This is a genomic window from Streptomyces sp. MJM8645, assembly GCF_001625365.1.
Lineage (GTDB): Bacteria > Actinomycetota > Actinomycetes > Streptomycetales > Streptomycetaceae > Kitasatospora.
Genome location: NZ_LJJF01000002.1, coordinates 921,946 through 934,767, shown reverse-complemented (window position 1 = coordinate 934,767; position 12,822 = coordinate 921,946). Strand labels below are relative to the sequence as shown.

The following is a 12,822-nucleotide window of genomic DNA, read 5'->3' as shown; positions in this document are numbered from 1 at the left end:
GTGCGTGCCGTGGCGGGGGCGCTCAAGAGCTCTTGATCCCGTTCCAGGCGGTGACCCACTGGGCGTACGCGGTGCAGTCGTCGCGGCCGCTGCCGTCGGCGCACTGCGCGGTGGGCGTGGTCCAGTAGTAGACGTCCTTCCACCAGTTCTCGTCGGTGGCGTGGTAGTCGGCGCAGAAGCCCGGGTTGTCGGCGATCTGCGCGCAGGCCTTGGAGTTGGCCGGGGCCTCGCCGAAGTACTCGGCGACCTGCGCGTTGGCCGACGGCGAGACGATGTAATCCATCCACGCGTAGGCGCAGTTGGGGTGCTGGGCGTGCGCCGAGACCATCCAGGTGTCGGACCAGCCGGTGGAACCCTCGACGGGCAGGACCGCCTGCGTCCGCACCCTGCCGTCGGCGGCGACCGCCTGCTGGATCACCTCCCAGGTGGTGCCGATCAGGGAGTCGCCGGAGTCGAACGCCGCCTGCTCCTTGGTGTAGTCGCTCCAGTAGGAGCCGACCTGCTTCTTCTGGACCTTGAGCAGCGCCACCGCGGCGTCCAGTTGGGAGGAGGTCAGGGCGTAGGGGTTCCTGATGCCGAGCTCGGGCCTGGTCCTCATCAGGTACAGTGCGGCATCGGCGATGTAGATCGGACTGTCGTACGCGGTGAGGTGCCCGGCGTAGGGCGAGTCCGGGGTGAAGACCGCGCCCCAGGAGGTCGGGGCGGGGGTCACCTTGTCGGTGTTGTACATCAGCAGGTTGGCGCCGCGCCCGTGCGGGATCCCGTACGGCACGTCCTTGACCGAGTTCCACGGGCGGTTTTTCAACCCGGGGTAGATATCGGCGTAGTTGGGGACGAGCGCGGTGTTGACCGGCGCGACGTCGCCGCCCGCGATCAGACGCAGCGTCGCGTCACCGGAAGCCGAGACGGTGTCGTACTGGCCGGTCTTCATCAACGCGACCATCTCGTCCGAGGTGCCCGCCACCTTGAGGTTCACCTTGCAGCCGGTCTGCCGGATGAACGGGGTGACCCAGTCGACGGCCTTGTTGTCCTGCCCGTACTCGACGTAGCCGGCCCAGGCGACGATGTTGACGGTGCCCTCGCCCGGGCCGAGGGACTTCTGCGCGGGGATGTCCGGTGCGGTGAACCCGGTACCCGTGCCGCCGCCGCCACCGGAGTTCGACGCGCACGCCACGGGAAGCAGCAGGGCGGCCGCGGCCGCCAGGGCGCTCAGGGGGCGGCGGTGCGGAGGGCGGCGCAGGGTTCGGCGGCGTCGGGGGCGCGTGGTGCTCATGAACTCGATCGCTTTCGTCAAGGGTTGAGGGTCAGGAGTTGTCGATACGGACGGTGTGGTGTCGCCGCCAGGCCAGGAGGACGCTCGCCCCCCGGCGGCGGGAGGCGTCGGCACCGGAGTCGTCGAGACCGGAGCCGTCGAGACCGGAGCCGTCGAGGTTCTGCCGGACGGCCACCAGCCGCCCGCCCGCCGCCAGGTCGACCAGGAAGCGGGTCTGCGCGCCGGCGTAGACGACCTCGCCGATCGTCCCGGTGACGCCGTACTCGTCGGGCCCCGTCGGGTCATCCGGACGGGCGATGCGGATCCTCTCGGGGCGCACCGAGTACGTCCCGGGCCGGCCGAAGACGTGCTCGGCGCAGGCGCCCCGGAGCAGGTTCGAGGTGCCGACGAAGCCCGCCACGAACGCGGTGGCCGGCCGCTCGTACACCTCGGCGGGAGTACCGACCTGCTCGATCCGGCCGGCGTTGAGGACCGCGATCCGGTCGCTCATCGTGAGCGCCTCGTCCTGGTCGTGGGTCACGAGGACGAAGGTGATCCCGGCCTCGCGCTGGATCTGCTGGAGTTCGAGCTGCATCTCCAGCCGGAGCTTCAGGTCGAGGGCGCCGAGCGGCTCGTCGAGCAGCAGCACGGACGGGCGGTTGACCAGCGCGCGGGCCAGCGCGACCCGCTGGCGCTGCCCGCCGGACAGTTCGGCCGGGCGCCGGTCACCGAAGGAGGGCAACTGCACGCTCGCCAGCGCCTCGGCCACCCGTGCGGCCCGCTCCGCCCGCGGCACCCGCTTGACCTTCAGCCCGTACTCGACGTTCTGCCACACCGACAGATGCGGAAAGAGGGCGTAATCCTGGAACACCGTGTTGACGTCGCGGTCGAACGCGGGCAAGCCGGTGACGTCGACCCCGCCCAGCAGCACCCGGCCGGCGCTCGGCGCCTCGAAGCCCGCGATCATGCGCAGCACCGTGGTCTTGCCCGACCCGGACGGCCCGAGCATCGAGAAGAACTCGCCCGGCCTGATCTCCAGATCGATCCCGTCCACGGCGCTGACCACGCCGAACGCCTTGCTGACCCCGGACAACGCGACCGCACCGGGCACGAGCGGACGGCCGGCCGAGCAGCCCGACGTGCGCTCCGGCGGGTTGGGAGAAGGGCTGGCGGACGGACTGGGAACTGGGCTGGACGTCATCCGCACCTCGGTCTCGCGGCTTCTGCTGTCGGATCCGCGGGGCTGCCGAATCCTCTGAATCTTCGACTGAAGCAGAAAAGCCACCGGCCCGGGCGACGGCGGCCCACCGGCCTCGGGGGCCGTCAGCGCGATGACGGGGGCATGGCGGTGACATGGCGGCGCTTGTCAGCCCGATGACGGCGAGGTCCGGCACCTTCGAGAGGTCCGGCCTTGCCTCTCCTCGCCCGAATTCAGGTCCACGTCAACCGAATTCACGTCCACGTCCACGTCCACCTCCATATTCACGTTCAAGGAGCGCACATGACGATCACCATCCGACCGGGAAGCACCGTGATGTTCACCGGCGACTCGATCACCGACTGCCAACGGCAGCAGAGTGAGGACGGCCTCGGGTATGGCTACCCGCTGCGCATCGGGGGCGAGTGGGGCTTCCGGCACCCGGACCGGCCCGTGACCTGGCTGAACACCGGGAACGCGGGCGACAAGGTGATGAACCTCGAAGCCCGCTGGCAGACCGACGTGCTCGACGCCCGCCCGGACGTGGTGTCGATCCTCGTCGGAGTCAACGACATGGGCTGGCACACGCTGGACCCGGAGGGGCGTGTGATCCCCGCGGAGGAGTTCGAAGCGGGCTACGACCGCCTGCTCGCGCCCCTCGCCGAGGCGGGCGCGCAGCTGATCCTCATCGAGCCGTTCCTCCTGCCGGTCCACGGCGTCATCGAGGCCGGCGCCGCCCTCATCGGAGCGGAAGAACGACGGCAATGGCGCACCGACCTGGACCCCAAGATCCAGGCCGTGCGCAAGCTCGCCCGCACCTACGGCGCGCACCTGCTCGCCGCCGACGGCATGTTCGCCGAACTCGCCGCCACGGCCGGCCCGGAGCACTGGTCCGCGGACGGCGTCCACCCGACGCCCGCCGGCCACGCCGCACTCGCGGCAGCCTGGCTGCGCCTGGTCGCCTGACCGGGCCCGAGACCACCCGCGACCCGGCGATCGGGTGGGCGGGTGGTTCGGGGAGAGCCAATGAGCTTAGGGAAGCTCCTGGCGCACCAGCACGCGGGCGAACGGTGCCCCGGTGAGCCGGGCGTGTGCCATCCGCTCGCGCACCTCGCTGAGCGTGCGCGGCCGGTAGCCGGGGCCACCACAGCAGCCCTTGTGGAACCGGACCCCCGCGTGCAGCAGCACGGAGAGGGTCCGCCAGCCGGCGTCGTCCCTCCGACGAGGAGCCGCGAAGGCCGAGCCGACGTGGATCAGCGCCTCGGTACAGCGCGGGCAGCGCCGTTCGTGCGTACCGAGGTAGCGCTGCTTGTACGAGGCCCGGCAGGGCAGACAGACGTACGAGGTCTTCGCATGGGCCATGCGGCCAGACTATGCGTCGGCGGTAGCCGAGCCGACCGGATTTTCTCCGGTCCAGCACTGGGGGAGCCATGCCTCTGGCGATTCCTGACGGTCACTGGCGGCGCTCAGCCGCCGAAGGCCTCCACCACGGGTCGCCGCAGGTCGTAGGCGGCCCAGCCTGGGTCCCCGGTGCCGGCGAACGCGACCCAGGCGTCGTGGACCCGGGCTGCGAGTCCCGCCGGGGCGGGGTCGGGCCCGAGTAGCCCGGTGTCCCCGTGCAGCCACGGTTCGTCGGCGACGTCGAACACGAAGGGCAGTTCGACGGTGTGGGCGGCGCCGAGCCGCCCGCCCAGGGCCGTCGAGCGGTACCCGAACGAGTAGCGGTGCGTACGGCCGCCCGAGATTCGCGCGTGGGCCTGCGCCAGACGCGTTGTACCGGCCTCGAACAGGGCCTGCCCGAGCACGGCGGAGCGCAGCTCGCCCGGTGTCGCGCCCGGCCGGACCGCGCGGTGCGCGGCGAGGGCGGCCTCCGGGTCCGGGTGCACCCGGGCGGCGACGGCGAGCACGTCGGCGTCCGTGGTGGACTCCAGACCGCCCTGCGGGACGACGTAGAGGTGCCCCTCCTCGGTGGTGGTGCCGATGAGTAGATCGACGTCGGCGGCCGGGCCGTCGGCGAGGGCGTCGGCGGGCTGCGCCGGCAGGACCAGGCTGAACGGGCTGAGCCCGGCCAGCGGGTCCGAAGCGGTGCCGGTCCGCAGATCCAGGCCGGCCAGCGCGGGCAGGACCGCCACGAAACGCTCGTCCGGGACCAGGGCGAACGCCTCCACGGTCGGCTCGACGCCCAGCGCGGCCGCCACCGCGGCGGTGACCCGCTGCGCCTGCTCCGGCGTGAACGCGCCGCAGCCGTTGCCGCTCTGGACGATCGCCCGCCGGAACAGACCGGCGGCCGCCGGAGTCGCGAGCAGCGCGCCGACGAGCGTGGCGCCCGCGGACTGGCCGAAGACCGTGACGTTCCCCGGGTCGCCACCGAAGGCCGCCACCGAGCCCCGCACCCACCTGAGCGCGGCGAGCACGTCGAGCAGCCCGCGGTTGGCCGGAGCACCCGCCAGCTCCAGGAACCCCGGCACGCCGAGGCGGTAGTTCACCGTCACCAGGACGACGCCGTCGCGGGCGAACGCGCCGCCGCCGTAGAGCGCCGCGCGGCTCGAACCGGTGACGAACCCGCCGCCGTGCACGAAGACCATGACGGGGCGCCTGCCCCCGTCGGCGGCCGGCGTGTGGACGTCGACGGTCAGGTACTCCTCGCCGGGCACCCAGCCCGGCCCGAAGTAGGGGCTCATGTCGAGCCGGCCGAAGTCCCGGGCCGGCTGGGGAGCGGTCGGCGAGGGCCTGCCGCCGTCACGGACACCCGACCAGCCCGGGTGCGGCGCGGGCGCGGCGAACCGGCCGGCACCGACCGGCGCCGCCGCGTACGGAAGGGCGCGGAAGCGCTCGCCGGACTCGTCACGGACGCCGCGCACGGCGCCCGCCGGGGTTTCGGCGACCGGATCTGCCTGTCGGGACACGGGATGACTTCCTCTCGGGAAAGGGACATGGTTTGAGGGATCTCCGGACGGGACGTCAGGAGATCCGGACGTCAGGAGATCCGGGAGAAACCCGCCCACTCCTTGATCGCGAACTTCGACCCGCTGCGCGCGACCTCCATCGCCCCTCGGCCGCCGAAGTGCGCAGGGAGGACGAGCGCGTTGTTCTCGGCGGCGCGGCCGAGCAGCCTGCGCCGGGTCGCGCGGGACTCCGCCGGGTCCTCGCAGAAACAGGAATTGGTCTCCGGCTCCGCGATCTGCAACGCGGTGTGCACCAGATCCCCGACGAACAGGGCCTGGTCGCCGCCGGACTCCAGGGTGAGCACGGACGAGCCGGGAGTGTGCCCGGGAGCGAGATCGAGACGCAGATTCCCGTCGATCCGGTACGTCCCCTCCCACAGGTGCGTCAGCCCTGCCGCATGGACCGGCGCGACGCTGTCCTCGAACACGTTCTGGTTCCCCCGGCCCAACACGCTCCTGTGTTCGTTGGCCGGGTCCCAGAACTCGAAGTCCCGCCGGGGCATCAGGTATGTCGCGTTCGGGAAGGTCGGCACCCAGTCCCGGCCGTCCAGGCGGGTGTTCCAGCCCACGTGATCGATGTGCAGATGGGTGTTGACCACGACGTCGACGTCCTCGGGCCGCACGCCGGCAGCGGCGAGATTGTCGAGATAGCCCGTGTCCAGGCGGCTCCACACCGGCGCGTAAGGACGGTCCTTGTGGTTGCCCACGCCGGTGTCCACGAGGATCGTGCGCCCCTCGCTGCGCAGCAGCCAGGACTGGATCGCCGTACGGCACTCGTCCGTCTCCGGGTCCCAGAAGTCGGGCACCAGCCAGCCGCGGTGCTCGTCCCACGAACCGTCGGGGCTGTCCGGGAAGAACTGGCCAGGCGTCAGCCCGGTCGAGCCGTAGAACTCCTTGACGCGGGTGACGGTGACGTCGCCCAGGGTGATCTGGTCGGGGTCCTGATCCATGTCGTGATCCATGCTCTCGTTCATGTTCTGATCCATGCGGTCCGTCCTGGGGTCCGGGATACGCGGCCGAATTGGTGGCCGAATGAGACCGATCCTGGACACCCGGACGGGCACCAGCCACTCCCGGCTTGTCCTACCCCTCGCAGGGTGTGGCAGGGAGCGGGCCGCCCACCGAATACTGGGGCGATGAACGGACCAGGCCCACTCGGTGCCTTCCTCCAAGCCCGACGGGCGCAGCTGCGGCCCGAGGACGTCGGCCTGCGCGACCTCGGGCCCCGCAGACGGGTGGCCGGGCTCCGGCGCGAAGAACTGGCCCAACTCGCGGGCGTCAGCGTCTCCTACTACACCCGACTCGAACAGGGCCTGTCTCGCGGGGCCTCCGCCGAGGTACTCGACGCCATCGCCGGCGCACTCCTGCTCGACACCCACGAGCGCGCCCACCTCGACCGGCTCGCCGACACCGCCCGCCACACACCCCGGCCACGCCGCCCACGGCCCGAGAAACTCGCCGACGAAACCCGGGACCTCCTCCGCGCCGTCGACGGCGTCCCCGCGATCGTGCTCGGCCGCCGCACCGACGTCCTGGCCTGGAACACCCTCGGACACGCCCTGCTGGCCGGCCACCTCGACCTCCTCAGCCCGGACGACCCGGCCCGACGACCGAACATGAGCCGGATGCTCTTCCTCGACCTGCACTGCCGAGACCTGTACGCGGACTGGGAACGCAAGGCACGCGCGGTGGTCGGCAACCTGCGCATCGCCGTCGGCAGACATCCGGAGGACGCGCTGCTCGCGGGTCTGATCGGCGAACTGACCATGAAAAGCCCGGAGTTCGTCACCCTGTGGGCAGACCACCGCGTAGTGCCGTGCGACGCCTCGTCCTACGCCCTGCACCACCCCGTCGTCGGCACGGTCACGGTGACCCAGCAGACCCTGTCCATCGCCCGCTCACCAGACCAGGCGCTCATCGTCTGCACCACCCCCGCCAACTCCCCCTCCGAACAGGCCCTCACCCTCCTCCGCCACGCGGCCGCCAGCCGGGCACCGTACGCGTGCGGCGTGGGCGCTCGCCAGGCGTAGACCGGGTACGCGCTGCGGCCCGGGCCCGCTGTTACGGCGCCGCCCCGGTCTCCGCTGCGCGGGGCGCGGCAGGGCTCGCGGTCTTCCCCGAACCGCCCGCAATCCCCAAGCCGTCGGCACCGACACGGCCAGGCGGACGCAGGCCCACAAGCGCCCGCACGAGGCCAAGAGCACCAAGCGGACCTCGAAGGCGCGCAACGACCTGAAGCCCTCCCACGACCGGCGGCAAGAGCTCACCAGCCACCGCTCTCGGCGACAGCAAGGGACATCACCGGGAGGTCGCCGCTCCCACACGGACGCCGACCGTGAACAGAGTGGAACAACCCCCGCGAGCGCGGGGCCAATAGGACGAGGGGCGCGCTCCAGCTTTCGCCGTCCGAGCAACCCCCGCGAGCGCGGGGCCGATTCGGTGAATCTGCAAGCCGCACCACTTTTCTCAGAGCAACCCGCGAGCGCGGGGCCGATCACACAGTCGACGGTCGTCACTGTCCGCAACCCGAGCAACCCCCGCAAGCGCGGGGCCGATATGGCGCGGAGCTTCGTCTTGCTGAGCTTGTGAGAGGGCGTTCTGCGAGTGTCGGTGGGTCTCGTCGTGCTTGAAGGCGGGTTGTCCGGTTTTAGGGCTTCCCGACCGGCCGGAAATGCGGTCCGCTGGTGGGCGTGAGTGGACGCGCTCCGTACCCGAGCGACCTGTCGGATGAGGCCTGGGAGCTGATCGGGCCGGTCATCGTCTCCTGGAAGGGCCGGCACACCTCGGTCAGCGGCCACCAGGGCGCCTACGACATGCGGGAGATCGTGAACGCGATCTTTTACCAGGCTCGCACCGGCTGCCAGTGGCGGTACTTGCCGCACGACCTGCCAAGGCATGGGTCGACGCCGGATTCAAGAACGCCGTCGTCGAGCACGGCGCCCGCCTGGGCATCGATGTCGAGGTCGTCCAGCGCGAGCCCGGCACACGAGGGTTCACGCCCGAGCCGAAGCGGTGGGTGGTCGAGCAGACGTGGGGCACGTTGATGCTGCACCGCCGCCTGGCGCGGGACTACGAGGCGCTGCCCGCCAGCTCGGTGGCGGTGGTCCACTGGTCGATGACCGACGTCATGCTCCACCGGCTGACCCGCACCGCCACTGCGAGCTGGCGCGACCCGCCCGCCGCGCGGGCCGACGACGGCGGGAGGACCCCATGAGGGACATGCTGGAGAAGATCAGCACCCGGCAGCGGCTGGTGCGCGAGACCATCGCGCAACTGCGCGAGCAGATCGCCCGACTGGGCGAGCAACTGGCCGCGGCCGAAGGGACCCTGGAACGACTGGAGATCACCCACGCAACCGTGCTGGAACTGGCCGCCGAAGACGACCGTCCGCCGCCCGAGGCCGAACCCCTACCATCCGGCTACCGCGAGATCCTGGCTCTGTTCGAGCACACCGACAGCGGACTGCGTCCCAAGGACGTCTGCCAGGCCCTCGGCCTGGGCACCGAGCCGAAGCACATCGAGGGCACACGCGCCAAGCTCAAACGCCTGGTCACCCGAAGCATCCTGACCGAACCCGAGCCCGGCCTATTCGTACTTCCGCCCCCATCACCGACCGACCTACGCCTGACGAACCATCGCAACACGTTCTCGTGCGCCTATCCGGCTGCGGGACCCTCACCGCGACCGTCCTTCACGGACGTCTCGCGGAGCAGGCGGTTCAACCTCCGACGCGCATGCACGTCCACCCGTGCCAGATCCATCAGTTCCTCTATCCGCTGAGCACGGGCGAGCAAGTCCATGTGCCACAGATGGTGGTCGTGAGCATGGAAGTTGGCCGAGTAGCACTCGGCGTGCGCACTGACCAGCGCAATCGCTGTATCCCAGTCGCGACGTTCCTCGGCTTCCTTGGCCTGCTCAACCCATTCCACGGCATGAGTATCGCCGAGCGGCAAGCAGGTCTGCATCGAACAAGAGCGGTTCAACGAGCCAGTTCGAGCAAGTGCTCGCGAAACGCCCTCTCAGTGGACGTTAAGTCCCTTTTCTCTCGGCTTGTGATCGCTCGTACGTGTGAACGTCAGCTGTACTGGCGTGCCAGTCGTGGTTCGGGTGATGTTCTGCGGCCATGGACAGACGGGCGTATCCGAGCGACTTATCGGACGAGCAGTGGGCGTTGATCGAGCCGATGATCACGGCCTGGAAGCAGGACCGGGTGGCGCGATCGGCAACCGGGGATCCGGGGTCCGTGATCTGCGGGAGATCGTGAACGCGGTCTTCTACCAGAACCGGACGGGCTGTCAGTGGCGCTACCTGCCCCATGGCCTGCCGTCCTGGTCGGCGGTGTTCTACTACTTCGGCCTGTGGCGCCAGGACGGGCTCGACCAGCGGATCCAGGAACTCCCGCGCTGCCAGGTTCGGGAGAGGGCCCGCCGATTAGGTCGTGTATCGAAAGTGGATCTTGGGCTGTGAATGATCGTGTTTCATGGCGCGGGGAGATCTCACGGACGAGCAGTGGGCGGTGCTGGAGTCGCTGTTGCCGAGGGGGGCGAAGGCGGGGCGGCCGCCGGTCTGGCCTCGGCGGCGGTTGATCGACGGCATACGATTCCGGGTCCGGACCGGAGTTCCGTGGCGGGACATCCCCGCCAAGTACGGGCCCTGGAGCCGGGTCTATGACCTGTTCCGCCGGTGGCAGCGCAACGGCACCTGGCAGAGGATCCTCACCCGGCTTCAGTCCCTGGCCGACGCGAAAGGCGCGATCGTCTGGGACCTGAGCATCGACTCCACGGTCTGCCGCGCCCATCAGCACGCGGCCGGGGCCCGCAAGCAGGGCGACCTGCAGGAGGAACCACCGGGCGGCATCTTCACCGAGCCCCGTGATCACGGGTTGGGACGGTCGCGCGGCGGGTTCACCACCAAGCTCCACCTGGCCGTCGAGCAGGGTCAGAAACTCATGTCGATCGTGGTGACGGCAGGGCAGCGTGGAGACTCGCCGCAGTTTGAACCCGTGCTGGAAAAGGTCCGCGTGCCCCGCATCGGACCGGGTCGGCCACGCGTCCGCCCGGATCGCGTGCGGGCCGACAAGGCGTACGCCTCCCGCAAGAACCGCGCCTACCTGCGCCGACGCGGGATCCGTTGCACCATCCCGGACAAGGCCGACCAGGCACACAACCGCCGGAAGCGCGGTTCCCGTGGCGGCCGGCCGCCACTTTTCGACCCAGTCGACTACCGCGAGCGTCATGCGGTCGAGTGCGGGATCAACCGCCTCAAGAGGAACCGCGCTGTCGGTGAGGTCGACTCGGGGCGCCCTGCTGGTGTCTCCACCGGTGGGTTTCCCCGAGCCGCCTCCCGAACCCGGCGTGCCCGTCTCCGGGCACCGGGCTCTCCACAAGCCCCGTTGGGGTCGTTCGGATCCTCAAGCCGCAGTGGGCCAAGGACTTGGGATGACTGTTCCCCGGTATCGGTACCTGGTCGTGCTTACCTTCGCCGGGTTGAACAGTTCTTCCTCCTCCGTGGCAGGCCACCAGCCACCGCCGCAGTAGCGGCGGCGAAGCTGCTTCCACGTGATTCCGGGGTGCTTGCGCCGTATCCACCGAACTACCCGCATCCACGCGTAGTGGCTGAGGTAGCAGAAGGCGACGTTCGAAACCCCGGGACGGAAGTATGCGCACCAGCCCCGCAGCACCGAGTTCAGCCGGTGCAGCAGGACGGTCAGTGCCAGGCCGACGTTCTGTCGTCCGGTCAGCTCCTTCACCTTGGCCATCACGGAGTGCAACGATTTCCGCGCCGGGTAGGTGTAGACATACTGCCGATCGGTGCCCCGCTTCCGGTGGCGCTGGATGCGCCATCCGAGGAAGTCGAGGCCCTCGTCGATGTGGGTGATCCTCGTCTTCTCCATCGACAGGCGCATGCCCATCGGTGCGAGAGCCGCTGCCACCTCTTCGCGCAGTGCTTCGCAGTGCACGCGAGTGCCGGACACGAGGATCAGGAAGTCGTCCGCGTAGCGGACCAACCGAAGGTTGGGCTCGCCACGGCGGCGGCGTCCCGCGCGTCGTGCCTCGGTGGTGGTCGGCCCGCCCGGCCGGTTGGTGACGTACTCGTCCAACGCGGTCAGGGCGATGTTGGCCAGCAGCGGGGAGAGGATCCCACCCTGCGGGGTGCCGGTGCGCGTGTCGGCGAAGGCTCCGTCCCGGGACATGATCCCGGACTTGAGGAACGCCTTCACCAGCGACAGGACCCGCTTGTCCCCGATCCGACCGCGCACCCGGTCCATCAGGGCCGTGTGCGAGATCTCGTCGAAGCACGCCGTGATGTCGCCCTCCACCACCCACTCGTAGGAGTGACTGGCGAGGTATCGGCTCTCGGCGACAGCGTCCTGAGCCCGGCGGTTCGGGCGGAACCCGTACGAACACGGGAGGAAATCCGCTTCGAACACCGGCTCCAGCACCAGCTTCAAGGACGCCTGGACCACCCGGTCCGCCACCGTCGGGATCCCCAGACGACGGAGCTTGCCGTTCGCCTTCGGGATCATCCGCTCACGCACCGGAACCGGTCGGAAACTGCGTTCTCTCAGCTGAGACCGCAGCCCGTCGAGGAAGCCCTCGACTCCCTGCCCGGCCTCGATGGAGTGTGCGGTTCTCCCGTCCACTCCGGCCGTGCGGGCGCCCTTGTTTCCCCGGACCCGGTCCCACGCCACCAGAAGAAAGGCGGGGTCGGCCACGAGGTTGAACAGATCGTCGAACCTGCGATGAGGATCATCGTTTGCCCAACGGTGCAGCTTGGTCTGGATCTCCAGTACCCGCAGCTCCGCCCCGAACAGGGCGGACTCCAGCTCGTCGGTATTCACCGGCGACAACCTCCTGGCATTCCAGCGTCCTTACTGCCGACTTGCTGGCCCCCTTCCCCATGTGGCCGGCTTTCCCGGCCTCCGAGTACTACGGAGCCTCCGCCCTGCCCGACGGCCATCAGCCGGCGATGGGCCTGCCCTCGGCCGGACTGGAGGTCCGGCACGGAGGGCGACCGCGGACAGTTCCCACGTTCACCACGGAATCGATCGACGGGTGAGGTGCCCAGCTCTACCCCGGCAGTATCGCCACACCTACGCCGCAGTCCTTCGGCGTGGCCTCCCCACCGACAAGTGGAATCGGCTTCGGAGTCGACCGCCAGCTTGCCAACGGTCGTGCACTGCATCCGGCCCACATCCGCCAGGTTGGAGCCGGTGTCGTAATTACGGGGCGTCAAGCACTGGTTCCTCGCGTACACCTTCCCGTCTCGCTTGCCGAACCCGAACCGTCTGGCAGTGCCACCTCGTCCCGGCGTTGTCAGGGCTGCTTACCGCCCGCCTCGGCATCCCCCGAGACGAACTGCCCCCAGCTTCACCCAGGTTGCTGCGACAACCCGGCGGTGAAGGTCTCTCACCTCACTCGACTCCA

Annotated in this window: 9 protein-coding genes and 3 pseudogenes; 6 read left to right on the top strand and 6 right to left on the bottom strand. The window is 69.9% G+C overall.

The features are described 5' to 3' along the window. Positions 1-22: 22 nt before the first annotated feature. Together A6F73_RS34710 and A6F73_RS34705 are read right to left on the bottom strand one after the other, a co-directional pair. Positions 23-1,273: an ABC transporter substrate-binding protein gene (locus A6F73_RS34710; protein WP_079136516.1), complete on the bottom strand. Its 1,251-nt coding sequence runs from the start codon at positions 1,271-1,273 to the stop codon at positions 23-25. A gap of 31 nt (positions 1,274-1,304) precedes the next feature. Next, entirely contained in the window at positions 1,305-2,345 is a 1,041-nt protein-coding gene (locus A6F73_RS34705) for an ABC transporter ATP-binding protein (RefSeq protein ID WP_244293814.1), read from the bottom strand. Positions 2,346-2,753: 408 nt separating this feature from the next. On the opposite strand from A6F73_RS34705, the gene A6F73_RS34700 reads away from it, so the two are divergent. After that, entirely contained in the window at positions 2,754-3,416 is a 663-nt protein-coding gene (locus A6F73_RS34700) for a GDSL-type esterase/lipase family protein (RefSeq protein ID WP_063352316.1), read from the top strand. A 66-nt stretch (positions 3,417-3,482) separates the two neighbouring features. Here the strand turns inward: A6F73_RS34700 and A6F73_RS34695 are convergent, their stop codons facing one another. The 3 genes from A6F73_RS34695 to A6F73_RS34685 all read right to left on the bottom strand — a co-directional run bounded on the left by A6F73_RS34695 (position 3,483) and on the right by A6F73_RS34685 (position 6,345). Continuing rightward, a complete protein-coding gene (locus A6F73_RS34695; protein ID WP_063352315.1) occupies positions 3,483-3,812 on the bottom strand; it encodes a hypothetical protein in 330 nt (109 codons plus the stop codon). A gap of 104 nt (positions 3,813-3,916) precedes the next feature. Further along, positions 3,917-5,356, bottom strand: a complete 1,440-nt coding sequence (locus A6F73_RS34690; protein WP_063352314.1) for a carboxylesterase family protein — start codon at positions 5,354-5,356, stop codon at positions 3,917-3,919. 71 nt (positions 5,357-5,427) lie between these two features. Beyond that, positions 5,428-6,345, bottom strand: coding sequence for an MBL fold metallo-hydrolase (locus A6F73_RS34685; protein WP_063352769.1), 918 nt, complete (start codon positions 6,343-6,345; stop codon positions 5,428-5,430). 186 nt (positions 6,346-6,531) lie between these two features. Between A6F73_RS34685 and A6F73_RS34680 the strand changes: the two genes are divergently transcribed. The 5 genes and pseudogenes from A6F73_RS34680 to A6F73_RS39985 all read left to right on the top strand — a co-directional run. Next, entirely contained in the window at positions 6,532-7,425 is an 894-nt protein-coding gene (locus tag A6F73_RS34680; protein ID WP_063352313.1) for a helix-turn-helix transcriptional regulator, read from the top strand. Positions 7,426-8,085: 660 nt separating this feature from the next. Further along, positions 8,086-8,609 (top strand): annotated as a pseudogene (locus A6F73_RS34675) (transposase). 5 nt (positions 8,610-8,614) lie between these two features. Beyond that, complete coding sequence (locus A6F73_RS34670; RefSeq protein ID WP_063352312.1) at positions 8,615-9,175, top strand: hypothetical protein; 561 nt, start codon at positions 8,615-8,617, stop codon at positions 9,173-9,175. Between the two features lie 343 nt (positions 9,176-9,518). Next, a pseudogene (locus tag A6F73_RS34665) lies at positions 9,519-9,829 on the top strand (transposase); the annotation flags it as partial. Between the two features lie 46 nt (positions 9,830-9,875). Then, positions 9,876-10,664, top strand: a pseudogene (locus A6F73_RS39985) (IS5 family transposase); the annotation flags it as partial. A 141-nt stretch (positions 10,665-10,805) separates the two neighbouring features. Here A6F73_RS39985 and ltrA read toward each other — a convergent pair. Beyond that, complete coding sequence (ltrA, locus tag A6F73_RS34660; RefSeq protein WP_063352311.1) at positions 10,806-12,236, bottom strand: group II intron reverse transcriptase/maturase; 1,431 nt, start codon at positions 12,234-12,236, stop codon at positions 10,806-10,808. Positions 12,237-12,822: the final 586 nt, after the last annotated feature.